Origin of the sequence: Winogradskya consettensis, assembly GCF_018332715.1 — a bacterium.
In the GTDB taxonomy this organism is placed as follows: domain Bacteria; phylum Actinomycetota; class Actinomycetes; order Mycobacteriales; family Micromonosporaceae; genus Actinoplanes; species Actinoplanes consettensis.
The window spans coordinates 42955-57504 of record NZ_BOQP01000053.1; the positions used below are offsets into that span (position 1 = coordinate 42955).

Sequence of the window (14550 nt, forward strand, 5' to 3'; positions counted from 1 at the left end):
TCGTAAGCTGAGGGTATGACCGCTGAGCAGCTGATCTCATTCGCACGAGGCGCACCGTCGCTCGACATCATCGACGTGGCCGGCCTGAAGGCCGCCGCCGCGCGGGCCTTCGACGCCGATCCGGCCGGGATGACGGCCTACGGCACCTCCGTCGGCTACCTGCCGCTGCGAAAGTGGATCGCGGACAAGCACGGCGTCTCGCCCGACCAGGTCATCGTCACGAACGGCTCGCTGCAGGCGGATGCCTTCTTCTTCAACCACCTGGTGAAGCCCGGCGATGACGTGATCGTCGAGAAGCCCACCTACGACCGCACCCTGCTGAGCCTGCAGAACCTCGACGGCAAGGTGCACCAGGTGACGCTCGAGTCCGACGGCATCGATGTCGAGGAGCTGCGCGGGCTCCTGAAGTCCGGCGTACGCCCCAAGTTCGCCCACATCATCCCGAACTACCAGAACCCCGCAGGCATCACGCTCTCGCTGGAGAAGCGCCGGGCCCTGCTGGAGCTGGCCGCGGAGTACGAGTTCCTGATCTTCGAGGACGACCCGTACGTCGACATCCGGTTCCGGGGCGAGGCGCTGCCCTCCATGCTCTCGATGGACACGAACAGCCTGGTCGTGCACGCGTCGAGCTTCACCAAGACGGTCTGCCCCGGCGTGCGGGTCGGCTATCTGGTCGGTCCGGCGGCGTTCATCGACGCGGTCGCCAAGAAGGCCACCAACCTCTACATCTCGCCCGGCATGGTCTCCGAGGCGATCGTGCATCAGTTCTGCGTCTCCGGTGACATCGACCGCTCGGTCCAGACCGTGAGCGCGGCCCTGGGCGAGCGCGCGCGGGTGCTGGCGGAGTCTCTGCGCAAGCACATCCCCGGCGCTACCTTCACGGAGCCCGACGGCGGCTACTTCCTCTGGGTCGACCTGCCCGACGACGTCGACGTGGACAAGCTCTTCCTCGCCGGCATGAAGAAGGGCGTCGCGATCGTCAAGGGCACCGACTTCCTGCTCGAGGGCGGTCAGAGCTCGGTGCGGCTCGCGTTCTCCGCGGTGACCGTCGACCAGATCGACGAGGGTGTCCGCCGGATCGCCGAAGCCATCGCCGAACTCAAGGCGTAACCGGCCCGTCTGTCGGGTTTCCGACAGACAGCGCTTCCCGCCGGTTCCGGGTTTCCCCCGGGACCGGCGGACAGCTCACAATGCTTGCGGCGTCAGGCTGCATGATCATGCGGATTGGCGCGTTGACACCCACCCCGCCCCCTGGCGCCGGGTGGGCCGTGCCCGCACCCTTCACCCCCCGAAATGCGGCCGGCCCGCCCGGCGCCCCCCCGCAACCGGCAGCGGACCGCCAGCCCGTCCACAGGCAACATTGCGGGCGTAACCTCGTGCGGGACCCGCCACCTCGGCCGGAACCGCAGCACCCCTGGGGGAGGCAGTCATGAGCGAAGACAGCGTGCGCCGGAGCCGGCAGGCCGGCGTCAACAGGTCCTTGTCACGAGCGTGGACCGCCCCCGTCCGGGCGATGAACCGCTTCCTCGGCACGGTGGACGGCCAGCCCCCGGCCCCGGCCTCGGGCGAGAAATTCCAGGGCAGCTCGGTTGTCGACTGCGGTGTGTACGTCGAGGGCAAGCGCGAGCCCGGCGAGTTCAGCCCCGACGAGGCGCTGGCCGAGGCGTGCAGCCGCGACAACGCGTTCGTCTGGCTCGGCCTGCACGAGCCGACCCAGGAGGAGATGTCCTCGATCGCCCGCACGTACGGCCTGCACGAGCTGGCCGTCGAGGACTCCGTGAAGGCGGAGCAGCGGCCCAAGCTGGAGCAGTTCGGCACGGTGCACTTCCTCGTGCTGCGGACAGCCCGTTACGTGCCGCACGGCGAGCTGACCGAGACCTCGCAGATCGTCGAGACCGGCCAGATGATGATCTTCGTCGGCGAGCAGTTCGTGATCACGGTGCGGCACGGCGATGCCACGAAGCTCGCTCCGGTCCGCGCCGACATGGAAGCCCGTGGTGATCTGCTCGCGCAGGGTCCGTGGGCCGTCGCGTACGCCGTGACCGACCGGATCGTGGACGCGTACATCGAGGTGGCCGACCAGGTCGAAGCGGATCTGGACATCATCGAGGAGGGCGCGTTCTCCCGGGACCGGGGCAGCCCGGTGCAGGCGATCTACCAGATGAAGCGCGAGATCGTGGAGTTCCGTCGCGCGGTGGTGCCGCTGCAGCGCCCGCTCGCCACGATCACCGCGCCGCAGAGCCGGCTCGTGCCCAAGGAGATCCGGCGTTACTTCCGGGACGTGCAGGACCATCTGACGCGTACGGTCGAGCAGGTCTCGTCGTACGACGACCTCCTGAACTCGATCCTGCAGGCGCGCCTGGCGCAGGTGACCGTCGACCAGAACAACGACATGCGCAAGATCGCCGCGTGGGCCGGCATCTCGGCCTGGTGGACGGCGGTCGCCGGGGTCTACGGCATGAACTTCCTGCACATGCCGGAAACCCAGTGGCAGTACGGCTACCCGGTGGTGATCACGGTCATCGTCGGAGTGTCCGTGCTGCTCTACCGTGCTTTCCGTCGCAACGGGTGGCTGTAACCCTGCCCCCCACGCGGGGCCGCTGACCTTTACAGTGGCGGTTGTCGAACCGGGGAGGGAAGTCGCGTGCCGTCTCGGCAGGATCAGCTGCACTCGTACCAGTACTCGCAGCAGCGGGTGGTGGCTGCGCTGGTTTCCCACGATCCCGACCCGCACCGCTCACCGCTGCGCCGGGCCGGGGCAACCGTGCTGGTCAGCGTCGTCGTCGCGGCGCTCGCGGTCGGTGGCGCCGCCGTCTACGGCCTGATCACGGGCAACAGCTCGGTGAAGCCGCGGGACGACTCGGTTGTCTTCCTCGAGAAGGACACCGGCGCGCGCTACGTCTATCTGAAGTCCGACGACAAGATGCACCCGGTGCTCAACTACACGTCGGCGCTGCTCATCGCGAACGCCCAGGAGCCCTCGATGAAGAGCGCCTCCCGGAACAGCCTCGCCGAGGTGCCGCTGGGCGACCCGCTCGGCATCCCGAACGCGCCCGACACGCTGCCCGCGGCCAAGGACGGGCTGCTGCCCGCGATCTGGACGGTGTGCTCGCAGATCCCCGACGGTTCCGGGCCCAAGAGCGTGGTGTCGCTCGGCGAGTCGATCAGCGACGGCACGCTGCTGCCGGTCCCGCGCGCCGACACCCCGGCCGCCGAGCTGCGCGGCCTGCTGGTCAGCGACCCATCCGACCGTACGTTCCTGGTCTATGGCAACAAACGCTTCCTGATCCCGGCCAACCGCCTGGAGCAGACGCGGGTGCGTTTCGGGTGGAACCAGGAGCCCCTCAAGGTCGCCCCGGCCTGGGTGAACGCGATTCCGCTCGGCCCCGACCTCGCCGCACCCTCGATCGACGGCTTCGGCGACGACTCCGAGGTGGCCCCCGGCTACCAGGTGGGCCAGGTCCTGCTCGTGAAGGGTGACAACGGCTCGCCCGACCAGTGGGGCGTCGTGCTCAAGGACGGCATCGCCGACCTCACCGACGTGCAGGCCCGGCTGCTGCGTGCCGAGCCCGACTTCCTCGGGCAGAAGGAACTGGACATCACGCTGTACGGCAGCCTGGCCAACAAGGCCCGGTCGAAGACGCAGCTGGTCACCCAGGCCAACGCCGATGGGGTGCCGCCCTCGGTGCCGGTGTTGCTCAACGGCCCGGAAAGCGTCTGCGCCACGTACAACGCCAGCAACAACGGGGCTGTCAGCATCCGTATCGGCCCCACCGTGCCGGTCGGCACTGCTGTCGTCGGCTCCACGACGACACAGGGCGACGTACAGGCCGATCAGGTGAAGGTGCCGCGCGGCAAGGGCGCGCTCGTGGTCTCCACGGCCTCCCCGACCGCCCCGGCGACCATCGGCACGGTCAGTGTGATTACCGACACCGGTCGCAGCTATCCACTCGCCAGCCGCGATCTGCTGTCCCGCCTCGGTTACGCCGGTGTCACGCCGGCGGCCATCCCGACCCAGCTCGTCGGGCTGCTGCCGGTCGGCCCCGCCCTGGATCCGGAGCGGGCCCGGCAGGCGATCACCACCGTCGAGGACAAGCCCACTAACTAAGCAGCGGCCGGGCCCTCGAAAGGGTCGGCCGCCGCTTGGTCGCTGCTGGTCAGATCTTGTTGACCGGAGGAATGACCGGCTCGGTCTTGCCGACCGGCGTCGTGAAGCCCGACGGTCCCGCGAGATCGGCCGGCTCGAACGCCGAGTCGTCCGCCCCGACCTCGGCCGGGTTCACCGGGCCACTGGGGTCGTACTCGTCCCACTGCGCGTTGCGACGCTTGCGGACGAAGTAGGCACCGGCCGCACCAACCGCGGCGCCGGCCAGCGCGAGACCCACGAGCTTGCGGCCCGTACCACTCTGCTTGCGGCCGATCGCCTTGTTGGCCCGCTTCTCGAGCTTCTTGGCGTTCTTCTTGTTGGCCTTGACCGCCTTCTTGCTGGTCACGGCCGACTTCTTACCCACCTGCTTGGCGTTCTCGCTCGCCGCCGCGACCAGCGGGGCCAGCGTCGCTACAGCGCTTCCCCAACCGCTGGAGGCAGCGCCCACCGCGCGGTCGGTCGCGGGCTGAACCCGGTCACGAGCTGCGGAGATCTTCGGCCCGACGGTTGCGCTGGTCTCCTGGGCGGCGAGCGAAGCCGCGCGCCTGAAGTGGTCAACGCTCTGTCCGAGCTCGTTCTTCATCTTGGCGTTGCGGTTCTTCCGTCGCATCGATGCGAACACCAGTGCCCACCTCCTGAGGTATCTCCCACGACCATGCTGCCCTCTTGGGTACCCCCGCGTAGCCGGTTCAGACACATGGGGGAGGATCCGAACTGCAAAGAACTGTCCTGCGCCGGTCGTAATCTCGCGAACCGGCGACCGCGACACCGATAGGAGTACCCGTGGCTGAGACGCTTTACGCCACCCTGCACACCAACCACGGACCGATCCGGCTGCAGCTCTTCCCGGACCACGCGCCGGCGACCGTGCGCAACTTCGTGGAGCTCGCGGAGGGGACCAAGGACTACGTCGACCCGCGGACCGGCCAGAAGGGCAGCGGCCCGTACTACGACGGGACCATCTCCCACCGGGTCATCGCGAACTTCATGGTCCAGATGGGCGACCCGACCGGCACCGGCCGCGGCGGCCCGGGCTTCCAGTTCGCCGACGAGTTCCACCCGGAGCTCCAGTTCGACCGCCCCTACCTGCTCGCGATGGCGAACGCCGGGCCGGGCACCAACGGCTCGCAGTTCTTCATCACGGTCGGCCCGACCCCGCACCTCAACCGCCGGCACACGATCTTCGGCCAGGTCGCCGACGAGCAGTCCTCCAAGGTTGTCGACTCCATCGCGACCACCCCGACCGGCCCCGGCGACAAGCCCCGCGAGGACGTCGTCATCGAGCGCGTCGAGATCGAGCGCGCGTAAGGGATTTTCACCCTCCGGGTAGCCTTGAGACATGAGTGAGTCCCCGGTGACGGCGCCCGTCTGCTATCGGCATCCGTCCAAGGAGACTTACATCCGGTGCACCCGCTGCGAGCGGCCCATCTGCCCGGATTGCATGAACGAGGCTTCGGTCGGCCATCAGTGCCCTGAGTGCGTCGCCCAGGGGCGGCGCACTCAGCGGACGGCCCGCACCGCGTTCGGTGGCAGCCTGGCCGGTCGCGCCGGGATCGCCACCAAATCACTGATCGGCGTCAACGTGCTGGTCATGGTCATCTCGATCCTCTCCTCCGGCAGCGCCAACGCGGTCGCGGGCGGTGGGCTCGGTGGCCTGCTCGGCGGCAGCACCCCGCTCACCGACTGGGGCTCGGTCGTGAGCTACACCACGGTCGGCGAGATGGGCATCTCCGGCAACGGCGAGTGGTGGCGGCTGTTCACCGCGATGTTCCTGCACTACGGCGTCATCCACCTACTGCTGAACATGTACGCGCTGTGGATCCTCGGCCGGGACATCGAGGGCACACTCGGCCCGCTGCGCTTCACCGGCCTCTACCTGCTGGCCGGCTTTGGCGGCAACGTGGCGGCCTATCTCTTCACCGGTCCCAACACGCCGACCGCCGGTGCGTCGACTGCGGTCTTCGGCCTGATGGCGGCCATGCTGGTGCTGCTCAAACGGCTCAACCTGAGCATCGCCCCGATCCTGCCGGTGATCGTGATCAATGTCATCTTCACGTTGACGGTCAGCAACATCTCGATCCCCGGCCACCTCGGCGGGCTGGCCACCGGCTTCCTGGCCGCGATCGCGATCGCCTATGCGCCGCGGGACAAACGCAACCTCGTCCAGGGTCTCGGGCTCGGCGCGATCTTCCTGGTGCTCGTCGTGCTCGCGGTGGTCAGGACGATGTCTCTGCCGTAGTGGCGGCTTCCCGAAGCTCGGCGAGGGCCTCGGCCACCTCGTCCGGCTCGGTGCCCAGCTCGTGCACGCTGAGCAGGTGCAGGCTGTCGCCCGCGTCGATCTCGAGGAGATTGCTGCGGATGCCACGGCGGGCCCGGGTGTCCACGCGTATCTGCTCGATCTGTGACCACGGCAGCTGGCGGCGGGCTGCGTACCCGGTGACCACGGTGATCCCCGTCAGGTCCGCGGCGAGCCGGACCGGCCTGATCAGGTCCCGCAGCGCCCAGCCGGTGAGACCCGCCGCGACGGCCAGGGCCAGCACCCACTGGACCGGATCGTTGCCACCGAAGGCCACCACCAGGACCACGAGCGCCACCGCGCCGAGCAGTTTCGTCACGGGCAGCACGGGCTTCACCCGCCATAACAAAGGCGACATGCCCACCACTATGGCAGCCCGGCATACAGTCGCAAGTATGCGAGATGCGGTGATCGTCGGCGCGGTGCGGACCGCGGTCGGAAGGCGTAACGGCGGGCTGTCGGGCGTACACCCGGTGGATCTCTCTGCGGAAGTGCTCACGGCCCTGAGCGAACGCACCGGTTTTGATCCTGCCGACGTCGAAGACGTGATGTGGGGCTGCGTCTCGCAGGTGGGTGAGCAGTCGTGGAACATCGGGCGCAACGCGGTCCTCGCGGCCGGCTGGCCCGAGTCGGTGCCCGCCTCGACCATGGACCGGCAGTGCGGATCGAGCCAGCAGGCACTGCACGTGGCGGCCGCGACGGTCGTGTCCGGCCAGGCCGACCTGGTGGTCGCCGGCGGCGTCGAGTCGATGAGCCGGGTGCCGATGGGTTCGAGCGCCGTGGGCCAGGACCCTTACGGATCAAAGATCCGGGAGCGTTACGGCAACGCCGCCTTCAACCAGGGCGTCGGCGCCGAGATGATCGCCGCGCGGTGGGGTCTCACAAGGGCTCAACTCGATGAGTACGCGCTGAGCAGTCACGCCGCAGCCGCCAAGGCTCAGGACGCCGGGGATTTCGATGCCGAGATTGTCGGGGTCATCCGCGACGAGGGCATCCGGCGCGACACCACGATCGAGAAGCTGGCCGGACTGAAGACCCCGTTCAAGGCGGACGGCGTCGTCACGGCGGGTTCGGCGTCGCAGATCTCCGACGGTGCCGCCGCGCTGGCCGTCACGACGTCGGAGTGGGCGTCGGCGCACGGACTGCGGCCCTTGGCGCGGGTGCACACCGCGGTGGTGGCCGGCGACGACCCGGTGATCATGCTGACCGCACCGATCCCGGCCACCGCGAAGGTGCTGGCGCGCGCCGGGCTCAGCATCGACGACATCGGCGTCTACGAGGTGAACGAGGCGTTCGCGCCGGTCCCCCTCGCGTGGCTCGCCGAGACCGGTGCCGACCCCGCCCGGCTCAATCCCCGGGGCGGCGCCATCGCGCTCGGTCACCCGCTCGGTGCCTCAGGCGCACGCATCATGACGACGATGCTGCACCATATGCGACAGACCGGGATCCGTTACGGGTTGCAGACCATGTGCGAAGGCGGCGGAATGGCCAACGCCACGATCGTCGAGCTTCTGTAATTCGATATTCATCTCGACACGGCCGAGCCTTACCACGGACGTCACCGTTAGACGCCACATGGACGTGTTCTCCCGTACGTTCCTTCCCGCCGCCGCCGAAGCCGGAGTTCCCATTCCGACCTTGAGCCGGCACATGCCGATCTTTCGCCGCTGCGTGGATTCGGATGACGCGACCGTACTGGTCACCCGTTGCGTCAGCACCGACCGCCCGATGTCCGGCGAATTCCTGATGGTGCTCACCAGACGCCGGCTCGTCATCACCCAGGAAACCCGGATCCTGCACCGCCTGCGACTGCACCTCAACGCGAACCTGCGCCACCTCAGCGACGTCACCTGGAGCCCGGACCTGCGCGAATCCACGGTCGACGTGGCCGCCACCGCGGTGGACGGGGTCCGCGAACGATTCCGGCTGCGGGTCAGCGAACCGGACCGCGTCTGGCATTTCGACGCATTGCTCAAGCAGGTCTTCCGCGAGCGCCGTGGTGGCCTAGTCCTTTCGTAAGAAAGCTTCGATCGAGGCGCGCAGCCCCGCCGGGTCAAGGCCATGCCATTGAGCATGGTCAGCCGGCGACCCATAACCACGATGCTCGGCCCGGCTCACCCCGAGATGCAATTCCCGATGGGGTACGCGAGAAAGCGCCGCCGACACCACCCGGCTGGAAGTCCCCGCGAGATACGGCTCCACCATCACGATCTCGTCGGTAACCAGCTCCCGCAGACGATTCACGTCCAACGGTCGTGGCGTATTCGTGTAGGCAACGGTCACATCCAGTCCCGCCCGCAGCACGGGATCGAGCATCGGCCCCACCGCCAGCACCACGGCACCATTCTGTGGACCCCGACGGACGACCTTGAGATCAGTGCCGGGATAGGCCGCCGCGTTCTGCTGCGACGAGAGCCGGATGTAGACACGTTCGTCATGCCGGGCGGCGGCCCACAGCATTCCCGGCACCTCATCCGGATGCCCGGGAACGTGCACGGTCCACTCCTCAAGAGTGTCCAGCAATGCGACGTCACCGGGCGACTGGTGCGTGTAGCCCTCGGCGGAGGCGTCGTAAGACCCCCCGATGCTCACGATCACCGCCCCGGCGTTCTGGTGCCCTAGGTCCAGCTTGATCTGCTCGTACGCGCGATCGATGACGAAGGGGGCGTACGAATGGAGGAAAGGTCGTAACCCGGTCAGCGCGAGCCCGCCCGCCACCCCGGCCATCAACTGTTCCCGAATCCCGACATTGAGCACCCGATCGGGATGCCTGCGCATTGCGGGAGCGAAAGCATCGGCCGAGATGTCAGCGAGCACGAGCGCGGTCCGGGGATCCTCCTCCAGAATCGCGGTGGTCGTGGCGACGAAGGTATCCCGCATGATCAGCTCTCCTTCTTCTCGACCGCGGCGATCACCACGCGGGGGCCGCCTTTCAGCGTCAGCGCCGCCTCGATCTGGTCCCGGTCCCGCCCATCCACATGCGATACCCGCCACCCGATGAACCGTGCGGCGATCCCACCGGGCCACCCGTGCGTCGCGGACCGGTTGTCGATCACGATCGCGGTGAGGTCCAGTTCGACCGCGGCGGCGTACGCGATGGCCTCATGGTTGGATCCCTCGTCCAGCTCCGCATCGCCCAGCAGCACAAACGTCCTGGTCTGCACGTATCCCTGCGCCCGCAATCCGAGCGCGGTCCCGACGGCCAGCCCGAGCCCGTGCCCGAGCGACCCGGTGCCCACCTCGACACCCGGCACCAGCACCCGGTCGGGATGATGCCCGAGCCTGCTGGTCGCGCTCCCGACATCGTCGAGCCATTCCTCGGGAAAGAATCCCTTGGCGGCGAGCACCGAGTAGTAGGCCAGCGGCCCATGGCCCTTCGACAGGAAGAACCGATCCCGGTCCGGATCGTCAACGGTCTCCGGGCTCACCCGCAGAACGCGGTCATAGAGCACCCACAGAACATCAAGCGTCGAGTACGCACTGGGCGCGTGCTTGGCGTCTGCTCGCTTCAAGGCGTCAATCGTCATACGCTGACCCTGCAAGTTAAAGTTCACTTCAACTCAAGGACTTTTCTGCGGTGGAACTCCTGACGATCAGCGACATGGCCGCCCGAAGCGGCGTAGCCCAGTCCGCGCTGCGCTTCTACGAGAAGGAAGGCCTGATCACCTCCACCCGCACCAGCGGCAACCAGCGCCGTTACGAACGGCACGAGCTGCGGAGAATCGCGTTCATCCGGATCGCCCAGCAGGTCGGGGTGTCCTTGGAGGAAATCCGTTCGGCGCTCGCCGCCCTCCCCGAGAACAGGACGCCCACCAAGACGGACTGGGCACGGCTGTCGGCCCGGTGGCAGCGCAAGCTGGAGGAGCGGATCACGATGATGGAACGGCTCCGGGATCAGCTCACCGGCTGCATCGGGTGCGGCTGCCTGTCACTGCAGCGGTGCAGCTTGATAAACCCCCACGACGAGCTCGCCTCCCGCGGCGAGGGCCCCCAGATGATCCTCAACCCGCCACGCGAGTGAGGGCTTCCTGCACTTCGGGCTTCGGGCTCGTCGTCACCGCGGGCGGTCGGCTCCGGATGGCATCCCAGGCCGCCTTGCCGCTGGCGAAGTAGTCGCGCACGGACTTCTCGGCGAGCAGGGCCTTGCCGCAGCCGTCACACCTCGCGTTGACGCCGTCGATGTCGAGGCCGATCTGGCGGCAGAGGGTCACCGCGCGGGACAGGTGGTAGGACTGCGTGACGATCAGCGCCTTGGACAGGCCGTAGACGTCCTTCGCCCGCGCGCAACTGTCGTAGGTGTCCAGGCCGCTCGGGTCGGCGACGACGCGCTGCTTGTCGATGCCGAGCTGGTCGGTGAGGTAGGACGTCATCGCGGCGGGCTCGTCGCCCGAATCGCCGCCGCCGTCCCCGGAAACCAGGATCACGCGCGCCTTGCCGGCCTTCACCAGGGCTGCCGCGGTCTGCAGCCGTCCGGCAAGCCTCGCCTCGGGCGTACGCCGATCCGTCGCCACCTGCGTCCCCAGCACGATGACAACGTCAGCGACCGGAGCGTCAGCCTCGTCGTAAAGGTGCCCCTGAGCAGCGAGCGTCGTCCACAACCAGGGCGCACTCACCAGCACCACGCCCACCGCAGCCGCCACACCCAGCCGCCGCCAACTCACCCAACGCCGCAACCCGACCTCCCCAAAACGTGCACCCTAGCGATGGCTGTCCACAATGTCGGGCTCCGGAAAGTGTCGCAGGGGTGGAGCATCATCCTGCCTGTGAACATTTTTGCCGGGTTGGATGACGTTCGCTGGGGGCGGATGCGCCACGCGTACGGGTCGGCGGCTGCCGTGCCGGGGCTGTTGCGTGGGCTGGCGGATGGCGATCCGGCGGTGCGTGCCGCCGCGCTCGACGGCATGTACGGCGCCGTTCATCATCAGGGTGACGTCTACCCGTGCACCCGTGCTGCGATCCCCTTCCTCCTGCGCATCGCCGGTGACGTCGGGCGGCCTGGCAGGGCTGAGGTGGTTGCGCTGGTCGCTTCCATCGGTGCCCACGATGCGGCCATGGGCGCGCTTCCGTTGTGGCCGGCCCTTCTGACAGATCCCGATCCTTGGGTACGGGCGGAGTCCGCCACGCTCATCGCGGAGCCGGCTGTGCTGCGGGGGCGGTTCCCCGATGAGCCCGAGGCGTTTGTGCGGGCGAGCCTGGTCGCGGCGGTGGCGCGCCTGGCTCGTCACGGCGTTGGCGCCGATACCGCCCAGGAGTGGCTCTCCGACGTCCTCGAGGACGACGAGCCGCGGGTCCGGATGGCAGCGTTGGCGGGGATGGCCCCCGCCGTTGATGTGCGCCTGGCTCGCGATCTGCTCGTTGGGGGATACCGCGGCGATGCGACTGCGGAGTTCGAGACGGTGGTCCGCACAGTCAGCGAAGCGCTCGAGGACCGGGTCGCGGAGCGCGTCACGTTGCTCACCGGGTTGCTGCGGGAGGCTGAGCCGAGGGCTCGACTCGATGCCATGGGGCCGGCGGCCGATCTGGTGCAGCGTTGGCGTGGGTCCTACGACGAGCTGATCGGACTGGTCGGGGATCAGCTCAGCGACGGGCGGCCGCTTCTTCGGAATCGGGCTCTGGGGCTGCTGCGGCGGTTGGGTGAGGGGGCTGGTCCGGCTGCTGACGGCGTACATGTCGCTTTGATCGGCACTGATCGGCGCGTGGCGGAAAGTCCCGACGCTGAGGAGAGCGTGGTCTGGATCAGGCGGTGGACGTCCGGGGAGCCTGCCGTCGGGGTGGCGCTCGCCTGTCTTGCCGGCACCGGCGATGAGCGTGCGCTGGCAATGCTGGAGTGGGTTTTGCGCAACGACGAGTTGGCGCGCGATGTCGGGCAGTTCCTGGGTCCGTTCGGGGAGCGGGCCCGGCATCTGGCTCCCGTGGTCCTCGGGCGGCTCGATGAGCTGCGCGGGAAGAACAGGCGTGAGTTGCTGCACGGGCTGGCCCGGATCGATCCGGCTGCGGCAATTCCGTTGATCCTGGTGGAGCCGATGCGGGAGGACACGTTGCGGGTGCTCGCCTCGATCGGATCGCCGGCTGCCGAAGCGCTGCCCATGGTCCGGGGTGCGCTGACCTCGGCCGATCCGGCGACAGCGATGGCCGCCGCCGGGGCGGCGCATGCGCTCGGTGGTGACCCTGCCGAAACCGAAGCCGTTTATGACCGCTATCTCGGCGATCCGGTGTGGCAGGGGCGTGCCACCGAAGGCCTGGGTGAGCTGGGCGAACACGCCGCCGGCAGCGCTGAGAAGCTTCGGGGTCTGCTGGCGCGGTGGGATGACCTTGGTGCGGCCCGCGCGTTGTGGCTCGTGGCCGGGGATGCGAGCGGCCTGGATGTGCTCGAGCGGACGTGGCAGGTGAACCGGCGCGCCCGGCCGTATGTAGCCGAGACCTGGGCGTTGATGGGGACGGGCGCGGCGTCGGCTCGGCCGTTGGTGGAGGTCGAGGTGGCTGCGCGCCGCCGGCACAACGCGGATCCGACGGTGGTCGGTGCCGATGACATTCGCCGCGACGAGCAGCTTCTGCGGGCGTTGCGGGGGTGGTCAGACGCGAACGGGCACGGCTGAGGAGGTGCCCAGGACCTTGCCGGTGGCGTCGAGGGCGTCGACGGCGACGTATTCGGGGGTGCCGGGGAGGGTGAGTTCGGTTTCGAAGCCGGTTCGGGGGGTTTCGACGGACTGGTTGAGGGCGCCGGGCTGGGTGCCGCCGCGGGCTCGCCAGCGGGAGACGGCGGTGGCGCCGTTCCAGCTGGCGTTGACGAGGACGTTGCCGGATTCCGTGCGGACGCCCAGGGCTGGTTGGTCCAGCGGGGTGCCGGTCCACTCCGCTTTGTAGGCCCGGTAGGACTGGTTGTTCAGGGGGATGTGGCCGTCGAGGCGGACCGTGCCGTCGGGGGCGTACTCCGTGAACCAGGGCATCTGGCCCCAGCCGATGAAGGAGCCGCCGTCGGGGAGCTCGCGGAAGCTGCCCTGGGTGGGTGCCAGCAGCTTCTGGGGGTGCAGGAATTCCTGGGCGAACGTGACCGTCCTGGCCTGTTCGTCGACCTTGAAGACCAGGCCGCGAGACTGTTCGTGCACCGTGGTGACGCCGGCGCCGTTGTCGAAGACGCTGTAGGTGCCGTCGCGGCGGCGGCGGAAGTCGTGCTGCCAGGCGAAAGCTGCTCGCTCGTCGACGGCGAAACTCGACTTCTTGCCGCCGATACGCCAGATCACGTCGCCGGAGGTGCGATTGATCTTGTACGCCGTCCACGTGTGCCGCGACGAGATGATGATGTTGCCGTCCGTGTCGAGGCCGACCGAGTTCGCGTGGAAGTAGTCGTACGGGAGGTGTGCCGAGTCGCCTGTCGGCAGCGGTGCGTACGACTCGTCGAGGCCCACGTGCTCGCTCGCGTGCCATTCGAAGAGCCGTTTGCCGGTTCTGATGTCGATCTCCTGGATGACACCGTCGTGCAGCACGCCGTCGGCCGGACCGCCCAGCGACGTCAGGTCGTACGGGATCGGGTTGTAGACCCAGAAGAGCGCCGTGCCCGCCGGCGTGATCACGAAGTCGTGCTGGTCGGCCTGTTCGCTGCCGAAGGCCCGGACCCGGGTGATCTCCCGGTAGGAGCTGTCGGCGATCACGAACTCGCCCTGCCCCACTCCCTGGCCGCCGGTGCCGCCGATGGTCCCCTCCCACCAGGTCAACACGGGCTTGTTCAGATATTGCTGGGTCTTGAAGTCAATGGCGACCGTGGCCGGGTCGGGCACCTTGCGGAACCAGACCGGCGAGCCCTTCTCGTCGACCATCAGCGGGCCCCACAGGCTCGTTCCCGACGCCGGGCTCAGGAAGATGCAGCCCGGCGTCGTGCCGGTCGCGGGCGTGGTGATCGTGACGTCGGGCAACGCGCTCAGGTCGGGACGCGAGCGGTATTTCGGCGGCGCGGCCTGCGGTGCGGTGGTGCCGGTCTTCGCGCCGTCGGTGTTGGCGATGGCATAGCCCGCGCCACCGCCGGCAACAGTCAGCACGACCGCGCCCCCGGCTCCCAGCAGGACGTTGCGGCGTGAGGTCATGCCACCGAGCTTGCCCAGCCGATGAGGGG

At 68.5% G+C, this 14550-nt stretch carries 15 protein-coding genes; 9 read left to right on the forward strand and 6 right to left on the reverse strand.

The features are described from left to right. Positions 1-15: 15 nt before the first annotated feature. From Aco04nite_RS42740 to eccB, 3 genes are all read left to right on the forward strand, one after another. Positions 16-1110, forward strand: a complete 1095-nt coding sequence (locus Aco04nite_RS42740) for an aminotransferase-like domain-containing protein (protein ID WP_213002900.1) — start codon at positions 16-18, stop codon at positions 1108-1110. A gap of 319 nt (positions 1111-1429) precedes the next feature. Further along, entirely contained in the window at positions 1430-2578 is a 1149-nt protein-coding gene (locus Aco04nite_RS42745) for a magnesium and cobalt transport protein CorA (protein ID WP_213002901.1), read from the forward strand. 66 nt (positions 2579-2644) lie between these two features. Continuing rightward, positions 2645-4108 carry a type VII secretion protein EccB gene (gene eccB, locus Aco04nite_RS42750; protein ID WP_213002902.1) on the forward strand — a complete coding sequence of 488 codons (1464 nt, stop codon included), beginning with the start codon at positions 2645-2647 and terminating at the stop codon, positions 4106-4108. A 49-nt stretch (positions 4109-4157) separates the two neighbouring features. Here the strand turns inward: eccB and Aco04nite_RS42755 are convergent, their stop codons facing one another. Then, positions 4158-4757, reverse strand: a complete 600-nt coding sequence (locus Aco04nite_RS42755; RefSeq protein ID WP_244876704.1) for a hypothetical protein — start codon at positions 4755-4757, stop codon at positions 4158-4160. 173 nt (positions 4758-4930) lie between these two features. Here Aco04nite_RS42755 and Aco04nite_RS42760 point away from each other — a divergent pair, with 173 nt between their 5' ends. Both Aco04nite_RS42760 and Aco04nite_RS42765 read left to right on the forward strand, forming a co-directional pair. Continuing rightward, positions 4931-5455, forward strand: a complete 525-nt coding sequence (locus Aco04nite_RS42760; protein ID WP_203837395.1) for a peptidylprolyl isomerase — start codon at positions 4931-4933, stop codon at positions 5453-5455. Positions 5456-5486: 31 nt separating this feature from the next. After that, on the forward strand, positions 5487-6386 hold the full coding sequence (locus Aco04nite_RS42765) for a rhomboid family intramembrane serine protease (RefSeq protein WP_213002904.1): 900 nt from the start codon (positions 5487-5489) through the stop codon (positions 6384-6386). Here the strand turns inward: Aco04nite_RS42765 and Aco04nite_RS42770 are convergent. Next, positions 6364-6801: a PH domain-containing protein gene (locus tag Aco04nite_RS42770; protein WP_213002905.1), complete on the reverse strand. Its 438-nt coding sequence runs from the start codon at positions 6799-6801 to the stop codon at positions 6364-6366. The two genes, Aco04nite_RS42765 and Aco04nite_RS42770, sit on opposite strands and share 23 nt — an antisense overlap. Positions 6802-6838: 37 nt before the next feature. Here Aco04nite_RS42770 and Aco04nite_RS42775 point away from each other — a divergent pair, with 37 nt between their 5' ends. Then, the gene (locus Aco04nite_RS42775; protein WP_213002906.1) at positions 6839-7960 is read left to right on the forward strand and encodes an acetyl-CoA C-acyltransferase; all 1122 of its coding nucleotides are present in this window, start codon (positions 6839-6841) and stop codon (positions 7958-7960) included. Between the two features lie 58 nt (positions 7961-8018). Continuing rightward, positions 8019-8462, forward strand: coding sequence for a hypothetical protein (locus Aco04nite_RS42780; protein WP_203837391.1), 444 nt, complete (start codon positions 8019-8021; stop codon positions 8460-8462). On the opposite strand, the gene Aco04nite_RS42785 is transcribed toward Aco04nite_RS42780, so the two are convergent. Both Aco04nite_RS42785 and Aco04nite_RS42790 read right to left on the reverse strand, forming a co-directional pair. Further along, complete coding sequence (locus Aco04nite_RS42785) at positions 8448-9323, reverse strand: transketolase family protein (RefSeq protein ID WP_213002907.1); 876 nt, start codon at positions 9321-9323, stop codon at positions 8448-8450. The genes Aco04nite_RS42780 and Aco04nite_RS42785 overlap by 15 nt on opposite strands. 2 nt (positions 9324-9325) lie before the next feature. Beyond that, entirely contained in the window at positions 9326-9970 is a 645-nt protein-coding gene (locus tag Aco04nite_RS42790) for a thiamine pyrophosphate-binding protein (protein WP_213002908.1), read from the reverse strand. A gap of 50 nt (positions 9971-10020) precedes the next feature. Here Aco04nite_RS42790 and soxR point away from each other — a divergent pair, with 50 nt between their 5' ends. Further along, on the forward strand, positions 10021-10464 hold the full coding sequence (gene soxR / locus Aco04nite_RS42795; RefSeq protein WP_239158893.1) for a redox-sensitive transcriptional activator SoxR: 444 nt from the start codon (positions 10021-10023) through the stop codon (positions 10462-10464). Here soxR and Aco04nite_RS42800 read toward each other — a convergent pair. Then, positions 10445-11116 carry a SanA/YdcF family protein gene (locus Aco04nite_RS42800; protein ID WP_213002909.1) on the reverse strand — a complete coding sequence of 224 codons (672 nt, stop codon included), beginning with the start codon at positions 11114-11116 and terminating at the stop codon, positions 10445-10447. The genes soxR and Aco04nite_RS42800 overlap by 20 nt on opposite strands. A 108-nt stretch (positions 11117-11224) precedes the next feature. Here Aco04nite_RS42800 and Aco04nite_RS42805 point away from each other — a divergent pair, with 108 nt between their 5' ends. Continuing rightward, positions 11225-13039: a hypothetical protein gene (locus Aco04nite_RS42805; RefSeq protein WP_213002910.1), complete on the forward strand. Its 1815-nt coding sequence runs from the start codon at positions 11225-11227 to the stop codon at positions 13037-13039. On the opposite strand, the gene Aco04nite_RS49845 is transcribed toward Aco04nite_RS42805, so the two are convergent. Then, a complete protein-coding gene (locus Aco04nite_RS49845) occupies positions 13016-14521 on the reverse strand; it encodes an arylsulfotransferase family protein (protein WP_213002911.1) in 1506 nt (501 codons plus the stop codon). The genes Aco04nite_RS42805 and Aco04nite_RS49845 overlap by 24 nt on opposite strands. Positions 14522-14550: the final 29 nt, after the last annotated feature.

Coding starts and splice junctions, on each gene's coding strand:
- Aco04nite_RS42740 (WP_213002900.1), top strand. CDS start 16: ATGACCGCTGAGCAGCTGATCTCATTCGCACGAGGCGCACCGTCGCTC.
- Aco04nite_RS42745 (WP_213002901.1), top strand. CDS start 1,430: ATGAGCGAAGACAGCGTGCGCCGGAGCCGGCAGGCCGGCGTCAACAGG.
- Aco04nite_RS42755 (WP_244876704.1), bottom strand. CDS start 4,757: ATGCGACGGAAGAACCGCAACGCCAAGATGAAGAACGAGCTCGGACAG.
- Aco04nite_RS42765 (WP_213002904.1), top strand. CDS start 5,487: ATGAGTGAGTCCCCGGTGACGGCGCCCGTCTGCTATCGGCATCCGTCC.
- Aco04nite_RS42770 (WP_213002905.1), bottom strand. CDS start 6,801: ATGTCGCCTTTGTTATGGCGGGTGAAGCCCGTGCTGCCCGTGACGAAA.
- Aco04nite_RS42775 (WP_213002906.1), top strand. CDS start 6,839: ATGCGAGATGCGGTGATCGTCGGCGCGGTGCGGACCGCGGTCGGAAGG.
- Aco04nite_RS42780 (WP_203837391.1), top strand. CDS start 8,019: ATGGACGTGTTCTCCCGTACGTTCCTTCCCGCCGCCGCCGAAGCCGGA.
- Aco04nite_RS42785 (WP_213002907.1), bottom strand. CDS start 9,323: ATGCGGGATACCTTCGTCGCCACGACCACCGCGATTCTGGAGGAGGAT.
- Aco04nite_RS42790 (WP_213002908.1), bottom strand. CDS start 9,970: ATGACGATTGACGCCTTGAAGCGAGCAGACGCCAAGCACGCGCCCAGT.
- Aco04nite_RS49845 (WP_213002911.1), bottom strand. CDS start 14,521: ATGACCTCACGCCGCAACGTCCTGCTGGGAGCCGGGGGCGCGGTCGTG.